The following is a 21,916-nucleotide window of genomic DNA, read 5'->3' on the forward strand; positions in this document are numbered from 1 at the left end:
TGACAAAATTCTTTGTAGAGCTTATATTAAGGGCGGGCAGGATGCCCACCCTACAAGATGGGATAATTTAATTTTTGAGATTCCCTAAATAAATAGATCATTTAAAATCAATGAAAAGCCCATACCATAAGGTTTTTGACTTCCAAAGTAGCGGTACTAGCCTTTAAAAATAATGTCATACAGTGACAGTAGAATCTCCACTATAATCAGAATCACCACATACCATTCGACTCGCTGACTACTGCTATGCTGCATGAACTCCAGCACCGTTTGTGCAGTTTGGGAAATTAGCTCTAGTTTGCGTTCTAAGGCGTTGTGACGCTCACGGATTTCGTATTCATCCTCTAAACGCAGATATAAGTTTTCTAGTTGGGGCGATTCCCACAGTACCTCTGGCTTATCGATGATCTCGACTCGACCAACAATTTTATGTTGAACTAACAAGGTAGTACCGAGTTGACGCAGTAATTCCCGACTCTCGCGTCTACTTCTGTGTTCGCGCTGAAGACTAGCTGCAAAGGGTTCAATTTGATCAAATACAGTGGCTAGGCTCGTTTCGTAATGAGATAGCACCACACTTTTAGCCAGAATATCAGCCACTATCTGCAAGCGTTCAATACTGAATTCATGCAGCAAAATTTTTCCTTCCCTGACTCGCTCACTCTCAATCAAGTTGAGGTGCATTTCCACCTCTTCTGTCTCCGGTTCAGCAAAGGCTTCGCTAACTTGAGCGGATAGTTTGGTCAAAAAGGCTTTCTTTTCCTTAGGCTCAAGGTTAAACAGCACAACTGCACCATAACTCAGCAATACCGCACAGCCGTGTTCACCTACTGTAACCATTATTGGCATGGTCGCCAAACAGTCGTAATTCTCTAATTTCTGTAGGTTAATCTTCTTAGCAATGAATAGGGCCTGCGCTTTAAAGTTATCTCTGTCATTAAAAAGTAGTTTTTGCATTGCCGCCCTATGCTATGTGTTCCTGGTTGATTTTTGAGGTAGCTATAGCAACTAAAACTTATTATACGACTGATAAATATTCACGCGATCGCCTTTGGGTGGAGTCACAGAAAATATCCCGACATAAGTAGTTCTAATCGCAGCCATCCATTATTTTTTGTCAAGCCCTATTGACCTTTTGTAACGATATTGTTAAATTAGTTTACATAAAGTAACAAACACAGAAAAAACTATGTATACCACCATTAACGAAGCAGGCATTTTAAACAACTACGCTAACGAACCCAAAATGTATTACGCTAGCTACCCTGACCAAGAAGAGCAACGTTTATATGCTGTGCAGGGTGCATTCGCTACATTACTCGTCACAACTTTAGTTTTGGTAGCCTTAAGCGTTAGCTAATATTTGTAGATTTCGGTATCACTGTATCTCATCGTCATTTGGACTTCTCCTATAAACCTCGGTTAGTTTCGCCGGGGTTTTTTGTTGGGATTACGAATTATTTAGACATAGGCTACGATATCCCCTATTGCATTTGTGCAATTTCAGTGAGGAGTAGTGTAGGTCATATATGAAAATTACAGAAGATATTCAGACACTTGGTGTAGAAAGCCTGGTGACCATCGCCGAACAATTCACATTTTCCGATAGAGTTACAGGTGTTCAAGCATTCGGCAGTGGTAATATTAACGATACTTTTTTAGTAACTCTGGATGCTGTCACAGAAAAACATTTTGTTCTGCAACGCATCAATACTCAGGTGTTTCGCCAGCCAGAACTAGTAATGCGGAATATGCGTACTTTAACAGAACATGTGCGCGATCGCCTGCAACGCACCCCCGCAAATCGGCGTTGGGAAGTTCCCCGGGTGCTATTAACTAAAAATACTCAAGATATCTGGCAAGATAGCTGTGGCTATTACTGGCGCGCAATTAGTTTCATTGAAAATTCCCAATCATTCGATACTCTACAAGATAGTTCGCTGGCCGCAGAAATCGGCTATGCGTTGGGGATGTTTCACAACCTTATCAGTGATTTATCTCCAGAAAAACTGGCTGATACTTTAGAAGGTTTCCATATTACACCGCTTTACCTTCAGCAGTACAACGAAGTTTTAGCAAAAACTCAGCCACAACCATCCCCAGAAATTAATTATGGCTGGAAATTTGTGAGCGATCGCCTTAACTTTGTATCGATTCTCGAAGATGCGAAAGCCACAGGTAAATTACCGCTGCGCCTGATGCACGGCGACCCCAAAATTAATAATGTCATGTTTGATACTGCTACCCACAAAGCAGTTAGCGTGATTGATCTCGACACCGTAAAGCCAGGACTAGTACATTACGATATTGGCGACTGCTTGCGATCGGGCTGTAATCCGGCGGGAGAAGAAACTGAACACTGGACCGGAGTTTATTTTGATACTGACTTGTGTCAGGGAATTTTACAAGGTTATCTTTCTGTAGCCCAAGCCTTTCTTACAGAAAATGACTATCTTTACATTTACGATGCCATTCGCCTAATTACTTTTGAATTAGGACTGAGATTTTTTGCCGACTATTTAGCCGGGAATATCTACTTTAAAGTTAAGCATCCAGAACACAACTTAGCTAGGGCATTAGTACAGTTTAAACTCACCGAAAGCATCGAATCTCAAGAAACTAAAATTCGTCAAATTATTCAAGACTTGAGAATACTTAATAAGTAATAAATTGAAAAAATTAAAGTTTTGTAGTGAGGACTTTAGTCCTCCAAAGCGCTGTAAAAAGGGTTAAAGCCACTGACTACAAACTTATCTTCTAAATTACTTCACAAATTTAGCATGAATAACCAGACATTTACCCTGCAACCATTTCCATCAAACGAGACTCTACCTAACTTGCAAATCACTGGTAGTATTACTCGACATCATAACCAACTAACTATTAACTATCATCTAATGGGTGACTTAAAAGCAGTTGTGATTCCACCACTATCAAATACACAAACACGCAAACATGAATTGTGGGAAGAGACTTGTTTTGAATTTTTCTTAGGTATCAAAGATTCAGCACAATATTGGGAATTTAATCTTTCACCCGCCGGACACTGGAATGCCTATCATTTTCATGGATACCGCCAAGGAATGACAGAGGAAACAGCTTTTAGTGTGCTTCCTTTTGATGTTAATCAATCCGATGATTTATCACTGGTTGTGAATATTGATTTGAGTCAAATTATCTCAGCCAAACAAACCCTGGAAGTTGCTATTACTGCTGTGATTAAACATAGCAATGATACAGTAACTTATTGGGCATTAACTCATTGCGGCGTACAAGCTGATTTTCATCTGCGAGACAGTTTTATGATTGATTTGTAATCTATCTCTCACCTAAATAATTCTTGAGATAACCCAAAATCAATAATTTTGTTTCTGCTAACAATATTTGACGCATTGCCGGATTTTGACTGCTAATCACCTACTACCTTCTACAGGCTAGGCGAGTGATTTTTGCTTGTGATAATCAACAAGTTCAAGAACAAGTTCGATTTTTGAGACTATTCTATCAATTAGACTTCGCTAGTCTGATAGCCATGGCCATCGACTTAATTCAACCGGAATTTTGGGTGTAACAAAATAGTCAGGCGATCGCCTCAAGCGATCGCACTTTTTCATTGACTATTTCTCTAAGTTAGCAGCATGTAAACCGCATTCTTTCATTGTGGATTCTTCCCACCACCAACGGCCTTCGCGTTCATGCTGGTTAGGTAACACAGGTCTGGTGCAAGGTTCGCAACCAATACTCACAAAACCGCGTTCATGCAATTTGTTGTAAGGTACATCTAAGGCGCGGATATATTCCCATACTTGTGCAGAAGACCAGTTGGCTAGGGGATTGAATTTAATTAATTGATGGTCTTCTGTAGAAAAAGCGCCATCAACTTCAATCACCGGAATATGGTTGCGGGTACTGGGGCTTTGGTCTTTGCGCTGACCTGTAATCCATGCATCCAGGGTATTCAGTTTACGGCGTAATGGTCTTACCTTGCGAACACCACAACATTCTTTGTGACCATCTTGATAGAAACTAAACAAACCCTTTTCTTCTACCAAGGCTTGCACTTCGGCTGCATCGGGAAACATGACTTCTAGTTTAATGCCATAATGTTCTCTAACTTGATCCAAAAACTGATACGTTTCTGAGTGTAAGCGTCCAGTATCTAAAGTAAAAACACGGAAGTCTTTAGTGATTTTTGAGGCAATATCAATTAAAACAACATCCTCAGCACCACTGAAAGAAATTGCGATATTGTTAAACGTTTCCAAGGCAAATTTTAAGATTTCTCTTGGTGTTTTTTGACTATATTCTGCTTCTAAGGCAGGAATATTTAAGTTGGTTGTAGTTGCTACCATGTCGGTTGTGTTCTCCTCATGCGTAACTTGAATTTTACCAATTTTCAGATACCGTTATGCTATGAGGAATATGGGGAATTATCAGGCGATCGCTCTTTGTATCATGAAAACATAAAGTAAAAATTCAAATAAGCTCATAATGAAACGAGAATTTAATGTAATTATTGAACGAGATGCGGATTGTTACTTTGTTGCTTCTGTCCCAAACCTGCCTGGTTGTCATACGCAAGCCCAAACTTTAGATGAGTTAATAGAACGTATTCGAGAAGCAATTGAACTTTGTTTGGAGTTTGAGGAAGACCAGTTAGAGCCACTAGACTTTGTTGGTATTCAACGGGTCGCTGTTGATACATCGGTCAAATCAATCGTGAAGAATTTAGGGAATTGTTGTGAATCAAGTTTGATTGCTTAATGTTGCCACTGGGATTTTTTGCGCTAATATGATAACGATTCTCATTATTTTGTCGTTATGGTTAGTTCTATCATCCAGTCCCAGGAGACATTACAGCAGCCAGATAATCAGTACTTGGTGCGAATACGTCACACTTGCGCCCATATTTTGGCAATGGCTGTGCAAACCTTATTTCCAGGGACTAGAGTAGCAACTGGCCCAGTTACAGAAACAGGCTTTTACTATGATTTTGATAGTCCTGTAAGCTTTACACCAGAGGACTTGGATCAAATTGCTGGGGAGATGCGGCGGATAATTCAAGCTAATTTGCCGATTATTCGGGAGGAAGTGTCACGGGAGGAAATTCAAGCAGAAATTGCGCGCTTAGGTGAAAGTTACAAAATAGAAATTTTAGAACGCATTTCCCCAAATGACATTATTACACGTTATTTTATCGGCAGTCCTGATGCGGTTGTGCAGCCAGAACCTTCGTTATTTACGGTTTCACAAGACGATTTAACCAGTTCTCAAAATTACTGGTGGGACTTGTGTGCTGGCCCCCATGTCAACTTTACTGGGGAAATTCATCCTGATGCTTTTATGCTGTTGAATGTTGCGGGTGCATATTGGCAAGGTGATGAAACCAAGCCGATGTTACAACGCATTTACGGCACTGCTTGGGAAACTCCCGCAGCTTTACAAGCTTACTTAAAACACAGAGAAGAAGCGCTGCGGCGTGACCATAGAAAGCTAGGACAAGATTTAAATTTGTTCAGTATTCAAGACGAAGCTGGTGGTGGGTTAGTTTTCTGGCATCCTAAAGGCTCGCAAATTCGGCATATCATTGAAGATTACTGGAAGCGATCGCACTTAGCAGCCGACTATCAATTACTCTACACTCCCCACGTCGCTAATTTAGAACTGTGGAAAACATCGGGTCACTTTGACTTCTATCGGGAAAATATGTTTGACTCGATAGATGTAGAACATCAGGCTTATCAACTCAAGCCGATGAATTGCCCTTTTCATGTCCTCACATACAAAAATCAACTGCACTCATACAGAGAACTACCAATTCGGGTGTGTGAACTGGGGACAGTTTACCGCTATGAACGTTCTGGTGCTTTACATGGTTTGATGCGGGTGAGGGGATTTACTCAAGATGATGCTCACATTTTTTGTTTACCTGAACAAATCGCACCAGAAATTTTGGGTGTGTTAAATCTGACAGAACAAATATTATCGGACTTCGGATTTACCAATTACGAAATTAACTTGTCTACCCGTCCAGAGAAATCAGTAGGTAATGATCAAGTTTGGGATTTAGCCACCAATGCACTACGAGAAGCCTTAGATACCAAAGGTTGGGATTATATCATTGATGAAGGTGGCGGTGCCTTTTACGGCCCCAAAATCGACATTAAAATAGAAGATGCTATTGGTCGTCGTTGGCAATGTTCCACGATTCAAGTTGATTTTAACTTGCCCGAACGCTTTAATATTGAATACGTTGCCCCAGCAGGCGATCGCCAAAGACCAATTATGATTCATCGGGCAATTTTTGGTTCTTTAGAGCGATTTTTTGGCATCTTAATTGAGAATTATGCTGGTGATTTTCCTCTGTGGTTAGCACCGATACAAATTAGGCTGTTACCAGTTAGCGATGACGTACGCGAATATGCTAAAACTGTAGCTGCAACTTTCAAAAAATCTGGTATCCGGGTAGAAATAGATAATAGCGGTGAGCGATTAGGCAAACAAATTCGCACAGCCGAATTAGCAAAAATTCCCGTCGTTGCTGTCATCGGTAACCGCGAAGTAGAAAACCAAACCTTAAGTATCCGTACCAGACAAACTGGTGATTTAGGTGCATTAACTATTAATGACATTATCGAGAAAGTGCAACAAGCGATCGCCTCTAAAACATTCATCTAAACCATCCAGCATGAACTTCTCATTTAGCAACAAAAAACCTCAAGTAAATCCCCAACTAATAGCACCAATTAAACAATGGATTTATCAAATTTTCCCAATTGATCCAGACACGCCTATTTCTCTAAGTCAATTAAATTGTACGGAAGCGAATTGCCCACCAATTGAGACAGTAATTTCTCTCATGACAATGCCACCTCAACAGTACAAAATTCATAAAGCAATCGCCGACATAGATTATGAAGATATCACTCAACTTCTCTCAGATAAATAAGGTAAACAAGGGCAATATACCCACCCCACAAGATTTATAATATGCTTACAAAATACTGTATATGGAACTAACGCAAAACCCCTTGGAAACTTTCTTTTATTTGCGGTTGATTCCTCAAAATATTGCTATTTCACCTGAATAAATTCCCCGGAGGATACAATATGACAACATTAAGTAAATCACAAACCAACATCATGCCTGAAATTCCCAAACAGGGAATGCCCGTCACCCTCATAACCGGATTTTTAGGCAGTGGTAAAACTACACTTCTCAATCAAATACTCAAAAACAAACAAGACTTAAAAGTTGCCGTCCTAGTCAACGAATTTGGCGATATCAACATTGATAGCCAATTGCTAGTTTCCGTAGATAAAGACATGATGGAACTGAGCAATGGTTGTATTTGTTGTACAATTAATGATGGATTAGTTGACGCTGTTTATCGAGTTTTAGAACGAGAAGAACGCATTGATTACTTAGTAATTGAAACCACAGGTGTAGCTGACCCCCTACCAATTATTTTAACTTTCTTGGGAACGGAACTCAGAGATTTAACTAACCTTGATTCTATTCTCACATTAGTAGATACCGAAGCATTTAATAGCGAACATTTTCAAAGTGAATCAGCATTAAAACAGATAACTTATGGAGATATTATTCTCCTGAATAAAGTTGACTTAGTTACTCCAGAAAAAATACAAGAAGTAGAATCCTTTATCTATGAAGTCAAAGTGGGTGCGAAGATTTTGCACACTCAATATGGACAAGTGCCATTACCATTGCTGTTAGGCACAGATTTGACTCCCAAAGATAAGTATATTTCTATTGCCAAAGAAGATGCCCACAAAGAACATCATCACCATGAACATCACCATCATGAACATGAACATCATCACCATCACTCTGATCACTTAGACAACGATGGATTTATTTCCATTTCTTTCCAAAGCGATCGCCCCTTTGATGTCCACAAATTTGAAGCCTTTCTCACTGAAGAAATGCCAGCAGGTGTATTTCGCGCAAAAGGGATTCTCTGGTTTAGTGACAGCGAGTTACGCCATATTTTTCAACTGAGTGGGCCTCGTTACAATTTACACGCTGATGATTGGTATTCTCCACCAAAAAATCAGCTAGTTTTCATTGGCAGAAACTTGGAAACCAGTGAAATTCACTCACGTTTGCATAAATGTTTGGTATGATGAGGAAGTGTAAAGTTATGTTACACTCATTCATTAGTCATGGGTAGTCAGAGGCAATAGCCACAAGAATCTGACAACTGATGAACTCATACAACATTCTTACAAAACTTACAAAATGACTCTATCGATTCGTCCCGATCTAACTTCTGCTGATCAGGTACTGTCATCTTTAGCCACTCAAAAACAGCCAAAAATCACAGAAGCAGAAATGATGCAGGCTGTGCGTACTTTGTTGATTGGATTAGGAGAAGATCCAGACCGTGAAGGACTTTTAGACACTCCCAAACGAGTGGTTAAAGCCTTGCAGTTTCTCACAAAGGGATATCATGAGTCTTTGGACGAACTGCTAAATGGAGCAGTTTTCACAGAAGATGCCAATGAAATGGTGTTAGTTCGGGACATCGATATTTTTAGTTCCTGTGAGCATCATATCCTGCCAATAATTGGGCGCGCTCATGTTGCTTATATTCCCAACGGTAAAGTCATAGGTTTATCTAAAATTGCCCGCATTTGTGAAATGTATGCACGACGTTTACAAGTGCAAGAACGCCTCACCACACAAATTGCTGACGCTCTACAAAGATTACTCAAACCCCAAGGTGTTGCAGTGGTAGTGGAAGCAACTCATATGTGTATGGTTATGCGGGGTGTACAAAAACCTGGCTCTTGGACTGTTAGCAGTGCCATGCGGGGTGTATTTTCAGAAGATAGCAGAACCCGTGAGGAATTTATGAATTTGATCCGGCACAATGCGAAGTTTCATTAAATAGTTCTCATAGAGTTATCTCTATTAGCTCCTGTTATATCTGTAGAGATAGGAAAAGTCTTGTCTCTACATGATTAAATAAAAAATAAAAAATTAATTATTGGTTCGTAAATATACCAACTAAATATAAAAGGTTTGATTTCCGCGATCGCTCATTTAATTTAATCACTTTTAGCAAATTATTTTTTTGTGTCAGCCAACATCCCATAAATAAAATCAAAAATGGACACAGAGAAAATATTAGTGTTCATCTGTGTCCATCTGTATCGCTAGCCTAACTTAGCAAAAATTATTCCCACTCGATGGTTCCAGGTGGCTTGGAGGTAATATCGTAAACCACACGGTTAACACCTTTGACCTCATTAACAATGCGGTTAGAAATTTCTTCCAATATATCGTAAGGGATACGCGCCCAATCAGCAGTCATGCCATCTTCACTGGTGACAATCCGCAAGACAATGGGGTAAGCATAGGTACGTTGGTCACCCATGACACCAACACTACGAATTGGTAGTAATACAGCAAATGCTTGCCAAACTTCATGGTACAAACCACGTTTGTTAATTTCTTGGCGCACTATCAAATCAGCATCACGCAAAATGTTTAACCGTTCGGCGGTGACTTCGCCTAAGATCCGAATTGCCAAACCAGGGCCGGGGAAGGGTTGGCGTTGGACAATTTCTTCTGGTAAACCAATGGAACGGCCAACTTTGCGGACTTCATCTTTAAATAGTTTCCGCAGAGGTTCGACTAGTTTAAACCTCAGGTCTTTGGGTAACCCACCAACGTTGTGATGACTCTTAATTTTGACTGCTACTCGTTCGCCAGTTTGAGGATCTACGTTGGTATCAGCAGATTCGATGACATCTGGATACAAAGTACCTTGTGCTAGATAGTCAAAATGACCCAGGCGTTTGGATGTCTCTTCAAATACTCGAATAAATTCATGCCCAATGCGGCGGCGTTTTTCTTCGGGATCTGTAATACCGTCAATCATTGCTAAGAAGCGATCGCGGGCATTGACATATTCGACGGGAATGTGAAACTGTTCTTTAAATAGCTTCAATAACCGTTCCGGCTCTAATTTACGCATGAAGCCTTGATCAATAAATACACAAGTCAACTGATCCCCAATAGCTTTATGCAGCAAAAAGGCTAGGGTGGAAGAATCTACCCCCCCAGATAACGCCAAAAGTACCCGCTTTTCACCGACTCTAGCCCTAATTTCCCGAATTGCTTCTTCTACAAAAGCCGCTGTTGTCCAGGTGGGTTCGCAATCGCAGATATGATAAACAAAGTTGCGAATTAATGGCAAACCACCAATAGAATGCACTACTTCGGGATGGAACTGTACACCGTAAAGTTTCTTTTCGTGGTCAGCAATGGCAGCACAGGGAGTATTCTCTGTATGGGCTAACACTTCAAACCCTGGGGGCATTTTGGTGACTGAATCACCGTGACTCATCCACATGGTGCTGCCATCTTCGACATTAGTTAGCAAGTCTGTGGGGTCATCTATATATAATGATGCTTTGCCATATTCACCCCGTGCAGCTTTTTCTACTTGCCCATCGAGCTGATTGACCATCAACTGCATTCCATAGCACACACCCAAAATGGGAATGCCTAAATTCCAGATTTCTGGGTCACAATGGGGAGCGTGATCATCATAAACTGAACTTGGCCCACCAGAGAGAATGATCCCTTTAGGATTTAATTTGCGTAATTGTTCAGATGTAGTGCGATAAGAGAGAACTTCAGAGTATACTTGAGTCTCGCGGATGCGACGAGCAATCAATTCTGAATATTGTGACCCGAAATCGAGAATCACAATCATTTGACGATCCAGCCGCCCCAAATTTTCCATTTGAGGTGATTGTTCGGTTTGTAGAGTCACCGCTGTATTCATGATGAGGGGAGTTGTGAATGTAAGGTAGATGGTCGCACTGTTGTCTAGTTCAACACCACTTATCGCCTGGTTTGGCTGGTAAATGGTTAAGATATCCCCGAAGAAACGCCAGGTAGAAAGCGTTTGCTAGCCAATAGTTATGGCATGGTATTAAAAAAATAACTTATCTGAGAGTGCTTACTTAAAAAGATATTGATTGGGATTATTTATGATTATTCATAATAAATTAACACAATTTTTCCATTAAGAGACAAGCAGTTTTGCTCTTTACAAGAATTTGGCGCTGGCGGTCAAAAAGAAGTGAGCCACATACTGTTGCTGCTGTACCTCTTGTACTATGGCTTTGCATATATTCTTGGGAACGAGTATCGATAGTTTGCGCGATCGCCTGATAAACTTGATTCACCCAATCACTACCTGTGGCTGCATCTAAGGCTCTTAGGTATGTCAATGCTGCTTCGGCTGTAGCACTGTGAAAGACTGCTTGGATATGCGGTGACTGTAAACCAGCTAAGGCACAATGCGTTGTTAAAACCTCCCTACGTCCATCAGCCAAATGGTGATGAGTATGAAAAATTCCCGCAGCTAATTTCATCAATTTGCCGTGATAACCAAACAATAAGATTTCTTTAACACCTAATACATCGGCTTCTACTAACAATGGCCCCAACCAGTTAGCCGTTTTTACCAGTTGTTCGGGATTAATACCGAGTTTACGCGCTAAATCTAAGCCATTCTCGCCAATACAAAATACCAAGCTTTCAAATTGACTAGCTTTGTGTTGCAATTCACTGCGAAAAGTAGCCAATTGATCTGGTGTACTCAAAGGTTGAGAAATACCAGTTGTCCCCAACAGAGAAAGACCTTCCACCACACCAAAAGCCGAATTAGAGGTGCGAACAGCAAGCGATCGCCCTTCTGGTAAAATAATTTTCACCGTAATTTTTTCACCCGGTGCTAGCATTCGCGTCAGATTCTCTGTTAGCAGCCTGTGAGCATAAGCATAAATCGCCGGCTTATCATCAGCATTTACTTGTCTACCGATACCTTCCCCACCTTGAATAGTTACAGTCTCTCCATCGCCTTCTCTCCATTCCACCAGCGCCCAAATGGGAGTATTTCTAGTTAAATCGAGATTATCCCCTGGTTCACTGCGGGTAATTGCCAAAGCCTGATTTTCAGAGAATCCAGCCACCTGTTCAATCGGTATTTCTGCAATTTCAGCAGGTTCCATCAAGTCTACCGACACAACAGTTAGGGGTTGACGATGGCGTAACCAGTGTAATGCAGCCACAGCAGAAGCACAGGCAAAAACAGGGAGAGTGTATCCAGAACGGGACATTTTGGAAGGGAGTGGGGAGATGGGGAGGTGGGGAGATGGGGAGATGGGGAGAAAGATATTGTACTAGTACAAGTCGGCGTAAATAAACAAACCAGTTGAAATCAATGAAAAGCCTATAAAATAAGCTTTTTGACTTTTGACTTTTGACTTGCGGTACTAGCCTCTAACTAAACACCAACTTCTAACAGCAAATCTTGCATAGCTTCCCAAGAAATTGCTCGTTGAATATAACGGGGGGCTTCAGGATTGTAAGGACTTCTGATGCGGTCAATACTAAGAATTATTGCGCCCTCTGGAATGACTGGTACATCCGCATCAAATGCTGTTGGACGCATTAAAGAACTAGAAAAGCCTTTAAACACAGCAACTTTATCTTGTTCATCGGCTATTTCTACTGTTACCAGTAAGACTTCTTGGGGGCGTTTAACGGTGTATTGTTCCAACCGCTTGCCAATAAAATTGTTCATTAAACAGGAAATTTACCACAAAAGATGAGTTACTGTTGTATGGCTGAACGTCCCTGTTTGCCCAGCTTGACGAGGACAAAGTAGGTCAAGTAAACCACATAAATTACCAAACCAACTATGCCCAAAAAGCCTAGGAAAGCTGGTGTACTGTTGTAGTGGAAATACTCTTTAAACATTAAGGGGGCTTCAAACCAAACTTGGCAATAGGGAGTTTTAATAACGGTTTCTGAGAAAGCACACCCCACAAAAGGAACAAAGGCAATTGCACCTAAAATGGAATAAACCGTCACGCCCCAACGCCACGAGGTAAAGATTAATTTCAAAGGACTACTTGGTTGATAGTCAATTTCATCATTGAGATCCACCCAAAACCACAGGGAAATCGGTATCAATATCTGCCCAATCAATCCAGTAATAAAACTAACTGGGTACTGAGCAATCATCAAGTAAACTGTGATTGCCAACAGACTAGATACTCGCCAATAAATAGATAACAAGCGTTGCATCCCTTCTACTTTTTGGACAAACACCCAAATTAAAAGAATTAAGGGAATAATCACCATAAATAATACCGCCAGTCGGTAGTCCACCCAGACGAACGGGCGAAACCAAAGTTCTTGCATAGTTTTGTTCTCAGGCTATAACAAATTTGTATCTAGAGCAGCTATTTTACAGAAGCATTTGTCCGGAATTGAGGATGAAATATCAACTTTTTGTCTGTTGATCAAGTTTTTGATAACTCTATCTTATGACTTAGCCTAATTTCTAGTTGCAAAAAAAACAAGCAACGTGCAAATCCTCAACTATAAATATCCTTTATCAGCCAGCTACCTGCGGGAGAGTTATGGAACTCACTCCGCAGTTATGAGCTAGTATGCCCAGACAAAGCTCAATATTTTCATTCTTAGGGGTCATATTTGCGGGTCATCACGATCCTCAATATTTACCTCCTAAAACCACCCAAACCTAGAATTATCAACTTACTCCCATCAGTAGAGAGAAAAGATATTGCCAGGAGATGGATTGAGATTTGATCCAGGAATAAATCAAAAACGCCAGATATTTAGTTATTTAGTGGATTTTAGTTGCTTGCCAATCAGGTAAAAAACAATTCACCTACTTATTTACTAATCTTCGTAAACCCTGCACTCTGCTGCTTCTGGGTTATCATCACAGTACTGTTCTAGAGAATTTTTGGGCTTTTTGTGGCGTTGGTGGGAAGCTTCAGCTTGCAGCTCTTCAACTGCATCCCAAGCCGCCGCACATTCAGCAGAGCTACTACCAGAAGTGTCACAAACTGTACGAGCTTGTTCTACTTCTGCTGCAATTGTCTCTTGGATTTTTCCTTGGGTATCGCTCATAGTTTAGTCTCGTTGTGTTGTTTTAGTACCAGTATAGAAAAAGTTTAAGAATGGCAACTTTTTGTTCTATCTTCAACTATTTTAACCACTTAAGTGTTACCTTAGTGTATTAGCCTGATGATTCATAATTAATACAACATTGAGTGGCTTACTTAGTATATCTATATCTATTTCTTAAGTTTTTATAGAGTCAGTACCACGAAAGTACAATCATACAATACATTGAGTACATCTGGTAGGGAATGACAACCCTAGTGCTGCTTTGCGGAAGTTCAGAGATGTTTATGCTATGGCTATAGCGCTGTTTTCCATCGGGATTTCTCTTTCCGCTGTGCTGTATTAGTGTAGTTGAGCAAAAGTAGCTGACTGGTTATTAAAGGTCAGAAATACTGGCTTCCTGGTATGAACAAAGCACTGAGGAGAGATCAAGTTGGCTGGTGTCAACTCTTGTAGGATGCAATTCTGCCCAGGATCGAAAATTCCCACTACTGGACTAACAAGAGGAAAAAGCCCAAAATTCATGGCAGACCAAATGCAGTGGGCAAATGCCCTATCAACCCGTCCTTCTTTGGAAGCAGCTATTACAGATGTGGTAGAACAAGCTGTCTCGATATTAAAAGTACCTGCGGATTTAGGGCTGGTATTTATTTCGTCTGCATTTGCAAGTGAGTATTCCCGGCTTTTACCTCTACTGGCTGAAAAACTTTCAGTACCTGTGATGATTGGTTGTAGTGGTGGTGGTGTAATTGGTACTACAGCTACCGGAGAAACTCAAGAATTAGAAGCAGAAGCAGCTATTAGCTTGACTTTAGCACATCTGCCAGGGGTGAATATAAAAGTTTTTCATGTTCTGGCTGAAGAATTACCTGACTTGGATAGTTCACCAGATGCTTGGATTGATTTAATTGGTGTGCAACCATCTCCAGCACCCCAATTTATTTTGCTATCTAGTGCCTTTTCTTCGAGAATCAATGATTTATTGCAAGGGCTGGATTTTGCCTACCCAGGATCAGTAGTTGTCGGAGGACAGGCTAGCTCTGGTGGTTTAGGTGGTCGGATGTCACTGTTTTGTAACGATGCCTCCGCTGGGCTGCATCAATGCTTGTATCGTGAGGGAACGGTAGGCTTGGCCTTAAGCGGCAATATTGTTTTAGAAACCATTGTGGCCCAAGGATGCCGACCCATCGGTGAGCCAATGCAAGTGACAAAAGCTGAACGCAATATCATCCTCGAACTAGATGAAAAAGTTCCCCTGGTAGTATTGCGAGATTTGATTGCTAGTCTCAGTGAACAAGAAAGAATGCTAGCACAGCACTCTTTGTTTGTGGGCATGGCAATGGATCAATTTAAACTGTCTTTGCAGCAAGGAGACTTTTTAATTCGGAGCATTCTGGGGGTAGATCCATCTGCTGGGGCGATCGCAGTGGGAGATATTGTCCGTCCTGGCCAACGCCTCCAATTCCACCTCCGCGATGCCGAAGCCTCGGCCGAAGATTTAGAATTTCTTTTAGAACGGTATAAAACTCAACAACTTGCCGAACCGGCTGCCGCTGCTGCTTTAATGTTTTCTTGTGTGGGACGTGGCCAAGGGCTTTATGGCAAACCCAATTTTGATTCAGAATTATTTAACCGCTACATCCCACATATCCCCGTAGGTGGTTTTTTCTGTAGTGGTGAAATTGGCCCTGTGGCTGGTACTACATTTGTACACGGTTATACATCTGTTTTTGGGATTTGCCGAGCAATAGACGATGGCGACTAGATGAGGGGAATGAAGTGAGTTAAGTTTTTTGAACGCCAGTTGCTACAAGTCGGGAAACCCGCCCATCGCACTGGCTCCTTTTGAGTTCCCCACAGGGGAGATGAGGGTTAATCAACAAGTGAAAGAAGGTTACTCATCGTACCTACTGGCTGTCTAATCTCCTGTGGTTGTCCTAACAGAAGGGTGGTGTTGTTATCAATCAAGTGAGGACTACCATCAGCGATCGCACCGTATGTTTGAAAATAGCGACGCACCTTTGGGGGAAAATGAGGATAGTCTAATATAGCGTCGCCATCAGCGATATTGGCCCAAAAATCACGCATCAAAGGTGCTAGTTCTTCTGCCTCGGCTAGAGGTAAGTTTAAGGGGTACTGAGTTAATAGTTTCAGTAAAAAAGGAAAAGAGCGATCGCCCATCCACTGCTTTGATAAATGTTGCAGGTTCGGGAAATTAGGTGCTGTTTCTATGCGATGAGATAAAACTTGTAACCATTCTCTACCCTGTTTATCTTGACGAAACTCGAAAACACGATAAGGGTGAGGATAACTGACTAAAGAACCAGTGGTAATGTCATATACTCCTTGTGAACAAGCAATATCTTGAATATGCAAATGTCCCGTAAACACTAGCTGGACTTGATAGTGTTGTAAAAGTTGTAACAGTTGAGGAGAATTTTCCAGCATGTAGCGCTTACCTAAGGGATGGCGCGATTGATGGGGTATATGCTCAACAACATTGTGATGCACCATTACTAGTATTAATTCATCTGTAAATGCTGCAAGTACCTCTTCTAACCAGCTAAGTTGTTGCGGATCTAAACGCCCTATCTGCTCACCCTGTTCATTAAACAAGTTAGAATTTAGACCAATTAATCGGACTCCAGGCAACAATTGCTGTGTATAGTAAAGTTGCTGGGGATCAGTATAGCCAAATTGGCGGTAATAGTGGGGGAAATCGGCAAAAGCAATAGATTGTTGATTCGCCTGGAGTACGGGAACATCATGATTACCTGGAACAACATAAGTGGGAAAAGGAAGCTTGGCTAATCGTTTTTGTAACCAGAGATGATTTTCTGGTTCGCTGTGCTGAGTTAGGTCGCCTGGAAGCAAGAGGAAATCCAAATCCAGTTGTGTTAAATGTTCTATTGCACTCTCAAAAGCTGGGATACTAACCTCCACCAAATGAAATCGGCTAGGATGATCCCAAATAGTATGAGGAAGCGCCAAATGTAAGTCACTAACTACGGCAAAGCGAAAACTTAAAGACATTGATTTTGAGGTTAATTTTAAAAACAGTGCGGAAAAAACTCTTTTTCACAAAGTATAACGCTTGCTTTGAAAAACTAGAGATAGGGAACGGGGAACGTGTAAGGCGAACAGGTAAGAAGGAATCAAGGTATACTGAGTTTTTGCAAAAATTAAAGACCAATATGATATGTAATAATTTTATACAATTCAGGTAATTTTCTTTCTTAATTAAGATAAGTTGCATGAGGCTGCCGATTATGGGTGTGTTTAGCAAATATTAGTTTTAGCAGATAACTGAATTAAGTACAGATTGACATAGACTTGGTATGATTAGCTGATATATGATAAATTAAATTGCCGTAAAAATTTTTAAATAATAATAAGACAAAATATATTTTGTTAAATGTTAATTATTACGGAGTAACACTATTATTAATTAATATGTTGTAAGTCGTTTAAATATATTTAACAATATTCAAATTTAACACTGAAAGGAGTATCAATTTTGGCAGTTGTCCGAGTCCGCCAACACGTTAACCCCCTGGCCAAAAAGTATCAAACGCCAGCAAGTCCTCTAGACTGGGAAAAAGTTTATACCCAGCCAAATCAACCACTACATTTGGATATTGGCTGTGCTAAGGGCAGATTTTTATTAAAAATGGCGCAAATAGAACCAGACTGGAATTATCTAGGTTTGGAAATTCGAGAACCGTTGGTAGTGGAGGCGAATCAGGTACGAAGTGAATTGGGTATCACAAATCTCCACTATTTATTTTGCAATGTGAATAATTCATTGCGATCGCTATTATCTTCTCTGCCTACAGGCACTTTACAACGGGTGTCCATTCAGTTCCCTGATCCTTGGTTTAAAACCCGTCACGCTAAACGCCGTGTAGTACAACCGGAATTAGTGGCAGAACTAGCTAATTACTTAGCAGTTGGGGGGGTAGTATTTCTGCAATCAGATATAAAATTTGTGGCTGTGGAAATGCGCGATCGCTTTGCGGAAAATCCCGCCTTTCAGCAATTAGGTACAGGAGAATGGCTAGCCGAAAACCCTCTACCAGTACCGACGGAAAGAGAAATAGGCACTCAAAATAAAGGAGAACCTGTTTACCGTGCTTTGTTTACTTTGGCATAGAGGGAGTGATCAGCGTTAGCGGCTTCGTGCGGGGTAGAAATATGATCATTTTTTCCCCAGTCCCTTTAGGAATTGAAACTTCGATAAGTAACCGAATTAATGCGTAAAAAATCGATAAAGCCGCAATTTCATTTACTCCTTAGTTGTTAAATCTAGACAATTTTCATCAAGATACATCTAAACGGTAATTGTGATAAAGAGTTTTAATTTTCTTTTGAATGAGTACTTGTACACTTTTTGGCGATACAATTACACAATCTGGTGCATATTGCATCACTTCCCTAGTAAACCAAAATGTATTAGAGACACTCCTGATAACTTGCTTTACTCGTTGTGTCTCTGGTAGCCAGTCATTTATTTTGTCTTCTGGTTTGGACTGATAAGCAAAGCCTAAATTACCCAGCAGATGCATCTCTATGTCTATCTGTGCAAGCCCAGCAGTACGCCACTGACCAGTAACAGGTAAAACAGCAGCGTCTTGAATACGGTCTAAACGTAAACTCCAATTATGACGCAATTCTTCCACATCAGAATTACCTTCTGTCTCTTTACACCAGCAATCTAGATATTGCCGCTTTTCATGGGCTGTAATTTTAGCATAGTAGACAGTAAAATTAAAAACTCGTTGTGCGGCATCTTGATAACTGAGTTGAAATGCTTCCTGACGTAAGATATAACGGTCAATTTCCAAACGCCATTGTGGGTGTAAATTTCCTAAAAAACTTTCAATGTTGGTACGCAGAGGTATTGGTAGTTCGCTACGTTCTAGTAATAATTGTGCTATTGTTTGTGCTTGGTCATTTTGCCCATTGTCGGTTAATAAACGCATTGCACGGTCAAGCGCACGAATACGTTCTTCTGACCAGTCGTGATTTTTACCAATAATTAGCTGATGACGGGCGATCGCTTCTATCAGCTTAGAGATATTCGGGCGATCGCCCCACATCATACCAAACTCCAAAGCCAAGTTTTCTAGTTCAGCTTTATCCTGTTCCCGCAGAGATAAAGTTATTGATTGACCTTTACGACTCATTTTGTACGGACACTTTATATAGTAATTTACTAGCCAATCTCTATTTTGCGTGTCAAGATAGATTTCAACAACAGTTTACGGACAGTATTAAGTATATGTCCAACGATTACACAATAACTCTCAAGGGAGTGTATTCTCAAACAGTGGTGACACCAGAAGGCTTGAATATTCCTGATGGCTGGTCATTATCTTGGCATCAAGTTGAAACTTTCAAAGCATTACAAGATCCAAATATTGATGTAGTATTCAATACTGCAATGACTGGCGATGGTAAAAGCTTGGCTGCTTATTTAGAAGTGCTTCAAGGTGAATTTTCCGCCATTGCACTTTATCCAACTAATGAATTAGCGCGTGATCAAGAAATCCAAGTTCAAGGATATATTGAAGAATTTAAACCCAGAGACAAACCTCGTGTAGTAAGACTTAGCGGGGCTGATTTAGAAATTTATGCAGAAAATGAAGGATTGAAAAAAGGAGCTGCGATCGCAACTCTCACTAACCAAAGAGAAGCATTATTAACCAACCCGGATATTTTTCACTACCTACATCGAGGTGCTTATATAATTCGTGGCGATAGTCCAGATAAACTATGGGGCAGAATTGATAAAGATTTTGACTTGTTTATTTTTGATGAATTTCATGTTTTCGCTGCTCCCCAAATTGCTAGCGTCATTAACACAATGTTGTTAATTCGCTGTACAAATCGCCGCAAGAAATTTCTGTTTCTCTCAGCTACACCAGATACAAACTTAATTGGACGCTTAGAAAAAGCAGGATTTCATTGTCAAGAAATTGATCCTCTAAAACAAAATAAATATCAATTTCCCGATACACCAGAACAAGGACAGCAACTGCAAGCACAGGGCTGGCGGCAAGTAGCACGGACAATTAAGCTGAATTTTATTCCTTTGGAATCGTCGTTTAAAGCTTCGGAAACCTGGCTAAAAGAAAATAGTGATTTGATTTTGGCTCAGTTTCAGCAGTATCCAGGAAGTAAAGGTGCAATCATCCTTAACTCAATTGCAGCAGTCAAACGCCTAACTAAATTTTTCCGGGAAATCCTACACCCTTACAGATTGAAAGTCGGAGAGAATACAGGGCTATCGGGAAAAGAAGAAAAGGAGCGAAGTCTTGCATCTGACTTGGTTATTGGCACTAGCACAATTGATGTTGGGGTTGATTTCAAAATCAATTTTTTAATTTTTGAATCATCCGATGCAGGTAACTTTATCCAACGTTTAGGACGTTTAGGAAGGCATGACGAATATGAGAAAGATGGTCAAAAAATCAAGTTTGAGAATTTTACAGCTTTTGCTCTTGTTCCTAACTTTTTAGTAGAGCGTTTATTTAAGGTAGATGCTCCATCTTTAGAGGTAAATAGTGTTTGCGATCGCCCCTTTTTTCACAATACAATTACTGAGAATTATCGACAAATCAACGATTTTCGTGGTTATTATCGTCGTTGGGGGGCTGTGCAATCATTTCGGTTGTATTATCAGTTGAGCGATCGCACAATTAAACAACAGTATGCCCAAAGTCGAGACAAGTTTCAAGAAGCCTGTGAACAAGTATTTGAAACAAGTCTGAAGTCACAAGCTGGACGTATTCAAGGATGGGCGAAAGATTGGCAAACGCTTTCAGGTAAATCAGGAAATCCAATTGCTGAGGATGCTGCTAGTTTTCGAGGTTCAAGTCCTTTGCAATGTGGTTTATACGACTTAACGGAAGAAAACGAAGCAGATAGGTTTAAAACCTACGATTTACCGGGTATTTTGGGAAATTTAGAAATTGAAATGTGGACGGAAGCGGCATTTATACGGACACTTAAAGAAACCGCAGCACGTACCGGACAACCCATTGCCAAAGGTAGATTTGCTCATTGTCTAGCATTTATGAAGTTGCGTTCTTACCGAGAGGAACGGCTGAACTGGAAGTTTACCTACTCTGGCGACTTGCAACCAATAGCCGATGCTTGGAAAGTTCAGGTTTTAACTGGTGTGGAAATTTGGCAACCAGAAAACCCGTGGATTGCAGGAATTAACAAAAGTTTGAAAAAAAAGGGTTTGGTATGTTACGTAATTCGCCGTCCTCTTGCTGAAGTGCGGATGCGGTTACGGCTACCGATGCACTTTCAGATTTACCCAATTAGCGATCAGTATAGCTTTCATGATGCTAGTACAAGCTGTGCGATCGCTTTTGGTCACTCTGCACTGTTGCTAGATACGCTTGCATACACGTTTAAAAGCAAAGGAGATGAGATATGGGTTGTTTGAAGTTTCAATCCCTGATAGGGATTTTGGTTGATTTATGACAAGAGCTTACGGTTTTAAGCACAGACTTATTCGTTTCAATTCCTAATAGGGATTTTAAAGGATTATTTTTTGTGCGCGTGAAGCTCCATGTATACAAGGATTTCATAAAAAGTGTTTAGTGGCGATAGAACTTAAAATTGGGAAGTTTTTACCTGAATATATTGGTAAAATGCAGTTTTATTTAGCCGTTTTAGATGACAAAGTAAAGCTACCTGATGAAAATCCTTCTATTGGAATTATTCTTTGCAAGTCTAAGCAGAGAACAATTGTGGAATATGCATTAAAAGAATCTAATAGACCAATTGGTGTAGGAACTTATCAAGTAGTTTCCACACTACCTCAAGAATTAAAAAATCAGCTTCCGGCTCCAGAGCAAGTTGCTAAACTGTTAGAAGGAGTGGAATAAAAATTGCGAAGTGGATAACAGT

At 40.5% G+C, this 21,916-nt stretch carries 20 protein-coding genes and 1 pseudogene; 12 read left to right on the forward strand and 9 right to left on the reverse strand.

Going from position 1 to position 21,916, the window contains the following annotated elements:
* Positions 1-156 precede the first annotated feature (156 nt).
* Positions 157-957, reverse strand: coding sequence for an RMD1 family protein (locus ACM0OT_RS19845; RefSeq protein ID WP_414566121.1), 801 nt, complete (start codon positions 955-957; stop codon positions 157-159).
* A gap of 232 nt (positions 958-1,189) precedes the next feature.
* Here ACM0OT_RS19845 and psb34 point away from each other — a divergent pair, with 232 nt between their 5' ends.
* The 3 genes from psb34 (at position 1,190) to ACM0OT_RS19860 (ending at position 3,317) form a co-directional block, all read left to right on the forward strand.
* Complete coding sequence (gene psb34, locus ACM0OT_RS19850) at positions 1,190-1,360, forward strand: photosystem II assembly protein Psb34 (RefSeq protein WP_414542112.1); 171 nt, start codon at positions 1,190-1,192, stop codon at positions 1,358-1,360.
* 169 nt (positions 1,361-1,529) lie between these two features.
* Positions 1,530-2,666 (forward strand): phosphotransferase enzyme family protein, encoded by a 1,137-nt coding sequence (locus ACM0OT_RS19855; RefSeq protein ID WP_414566122.1) that lies wholly within the window; start codon positions 1,530-1,532, stop codon positions 2,664-2,666.
* A gap of 114 nt (positions 2,667-2,780) precedes the next feature.
* The gene (locus ACM0OT_RS19860; RefSeq protein ID WP_414566123.1) at positions 2,781-3,317 is read left to right on the forward strand and encodes a DOMON-like domain-containing protein; all 537 of its coding nucleotides are present in this window, start codon (positions 2,781-2,783) and stop codon (positions 3,315-3,317) included.
* A gap of 300 nt (positions 3,318-3,617) precedes the next feature.
* Here ACM0OT_RS19860 and ACM0OT_RS19865 read toward each other — a convergent pair whose 3' ends face one another.
* Positions 3,618-4,352: a phosphoadenylyl-sulfate reductase gene (locus ACM0OT_RS19865; RefSeq protein WP_414566124.1), complete on the reverse strand. Its 735-nt coding sequence runs from the start codon at positions 4,350-4,352 to the stop codon at positions 3,618-3,620.
* Between the two features lie 139 nt (positions 4,353-4,491).
* Between ACM0OT_RS19865 and ACM0OT_RS19870 the strand changes: the two genes are divergently transcribed.
* From ACM0OT_RS19870 to folE, 5 genes are all read left to right on the forward strand, one after another.
* Positions 4,492-4,764 (forward strand): type II toxin-antitoxin system HicB family antitoxin, encoded by a 273-nt coding sequence (locus tag ACM0OT_RS19870; RefSeq protein ID WP_414566125.1) that lies wholly within the window; start codon positions 4,492-4,494, stop codon positions 4,762-4,764.
* Between the two features lie 57 nt (positions 4,765-4,821).
* The gene (gene thrS, locus ACM0OT_RS19875; RefSeq protein WP_414566126.1) at positions 4,822-6,678 is read left to right on the forward strand and encodes a threonine--tRNA ligase; all 1,857 of its coding nucleotides are present in this window, start codon (positions 4,822-4,824) and stop codon (positions 6,676-6,678) included.
* Positions 6,679-6,688: 10 nt separating this feature from the next.
* Positions 6,689-6,949 (forward strand): hypothetical protein, encoded by a 261-nt coding sequence (locus tag ACM0OT_RS19880; protein ID WP_414566127.1) that lies wholly within the window; start codon positions 6,689-6,691, stop codon positions 6,947-6,949.
* Positions 6,950-7,110: 161 nt separating this feature from the next.
* Positions 7,111-8,148 (forward strand): CobW family GTP-binding protein, encoded by a 1,038-nt coding sequence (locus tag ACM0OT_RS19885; protein WP_414566128.1) that lies wholly within the window; start codon positions 7,111-7,113, stop codon positions 8,146-8,148.
* Positions 8,149-8,263: 115 nt separating this feature from the next.
* On the forward strand, positions 8,264-8,914 hold the full coding sequence (folE, locus tag ACM0OT_RS19890) for a GTP cyclohydrolase I FolE (protein WP_414566129.1): 651 nt from the start codon (positions 8,264-8,266) through the stop codon (positions 8,912-8,914).
* Between the two features lie 289 nt (positions 8,915-9,203).
* Here folE and guaA read toward each other — a convergent pair whose 3' ends face one another.
* From guaA to ACM0OT_RS19915, 5 genes are all read right to left on the reverse strand, one after another.
* Positions 9,204-10,823 (reverse strand): glutamine-hydrolyzing GMP synthase, encoded by a 1,620-nt coding sequence (gene guaA, locus ACM0OT_RS19895; RefSeq protein ID WP_414566130.1) that lies wholly within the window; start codon positions 10,821-10,823, stop codon positions 9,204-9,206.
* Between the two features lie 226 nt (positions 10,824-11,049).
* Entirely contained in the window at positions 11,050-12,165 is a 1,116-nt protein-coding gene (gene cbiD / locus ACM0OT_RS19900; protein WP_414566131.1) for a cobalt-precorrin-5B (C(1))-methyltransferase CbiD, read from the reverse strand.
* Between the two features lie 167 nt (positions 12,166-12,332).
* Positions 12,333-12,632 carry a hypothetical protein gene (locus tag ACM0OT_RS19905; RefSeq protein WP_414566132.1) on the reverse strand — a complete coding sequence of 100 codons (300 nt, stop codon included), beginning with the start codon at positions 12,630-12,632 and terminating at the stop codon, positions 12,333-12,335.
* A 29-nt stretch (positions 12,633-12,661) separates the two neighbouring features.
* Positions 12,662-13,255 (reverse strand): DUF3177 family protein, encoded by a 594-nt coding sequence (locus ACM0OT_RS19910; RefSeq protein ID WP_414566133.1) that lies wholly within the window; start codon positions 13,253-13,255, stop codon positions 12,662-12,664.
* 504 nt (positions 13,256-13,759) lie between these two features.
* Positions 13,760-13,993, reverse strand: a complete 234-nt coding sequence (locus ACM0OT_RS19915) for a Calvin cycle protein CP12 (protein ID WP_414566134.1) — start codon at positions 13,991-13,993, stop codon at positions 13,760-13,762.
* Between the two features lie 520 nt (positions 13,994-14,513).
* On the opposite strand from ACM0OT_RS19915, the gene ACM0OT_RS19920 reads away from it, so the two are divergent.
* Complete coding sequence (locus ACM0OT_RS19920) at positions 14,514-15,755, forward strand: FIST N-terminal domain-containing protein (RefSeq protein ID WP_414566135.1); 1,242 nt, start codon at positions 14,514-14,516, stop codon at positions 15,753-15,755.
* 107 nt (positions 15,756-15,862) lie between these two features.
* Here ACM0OT_RS19920 and ACM0OT_RS19925 read toward each other — a convergent pair whose 3' ends face one another.
* Positions 15,863-17,023, reverse strand: a complete 1,161-nt coding sequence (locus ACM0OT_RS19925; protein WP_414566136.1) for a metallophosphoesterase family protein — start codon at positions 17,021-17,023, stop codon at positions 15,863-15,865.
* Between the two features lie 484 nt (positions 17,024-17,507).
* On the opposite strand from ACM0OT_RS19925, the gene trmB reads away from it, so the two are divergent.
* Positions 17,508-18,143, forward strand: a complete 636-nt coding sequence (trmB, locus tag ACM0OT_RS19930; RefSeq protein WP_414566137.1) for a tRNA (guanosine(46)-N7)-methyltransferase TrmB — start codon at positions 17,508-17,510, stop codon at positions 18,141-18,143.
* A gap of 166 nt (positions 18,144-18,309) precedes the next feature.
* Here trmB and ACM0OT_RS19935 read toward each other — a convergent pair whose 3' ends face one another.
* Entirely contained in the window at positions 18,310-19,176 is an 867-nt protein-coding gene (locus ACM0OT_RS19935) for a WYL domain-containing protein (RefSeq protein ID WP_414566138.1), read from the reverse strand.
* 95 nt (positions 19,177-19,271) lie between these two features.
* Here ACM0OT_RS19935 and cas3 point away from each other — a divergent pair, with 95 nt between their 5' ends.
* Both cas3 and ACM0OT_RS19945 read left to right on the forward strand, forming a co-directional pair.
* On the forward strand, positions 19,272-21,449 hold the full coding sequence (gene cas3, locus ACM0OT_RS19940) for a type I-D CRISPR-associated helicase Cas3' (protein WP_414566139.1): 2,178 nt from the start codon (positions 19,272-19,274) through the stop codon (positions 21,447-21,449).
* Positions 21,450-21,597: 148 nt separating this feature from the next.
* Positions 21,598-21,894 (forward strand): annotated as a pseudogene (locus tag ACM0OT_RS19945) (PDDEXK nuclease domain-containing protein); the annotation flags it as partial.
* Between the last annotated feature and the right edge of the window lie 22 nt (positions 21,895-21,916).

Origin of the sequence: Anabaena sp. CCY 9613 (genome assembly GCF_963920895.1) — a bacterium.
Taxonomy (GTDB): Bacteria; Cyanobacteriota; Cyanobacteriia; order Cyanobacteriales; family Nostocaceae; genus Cyanocohniella.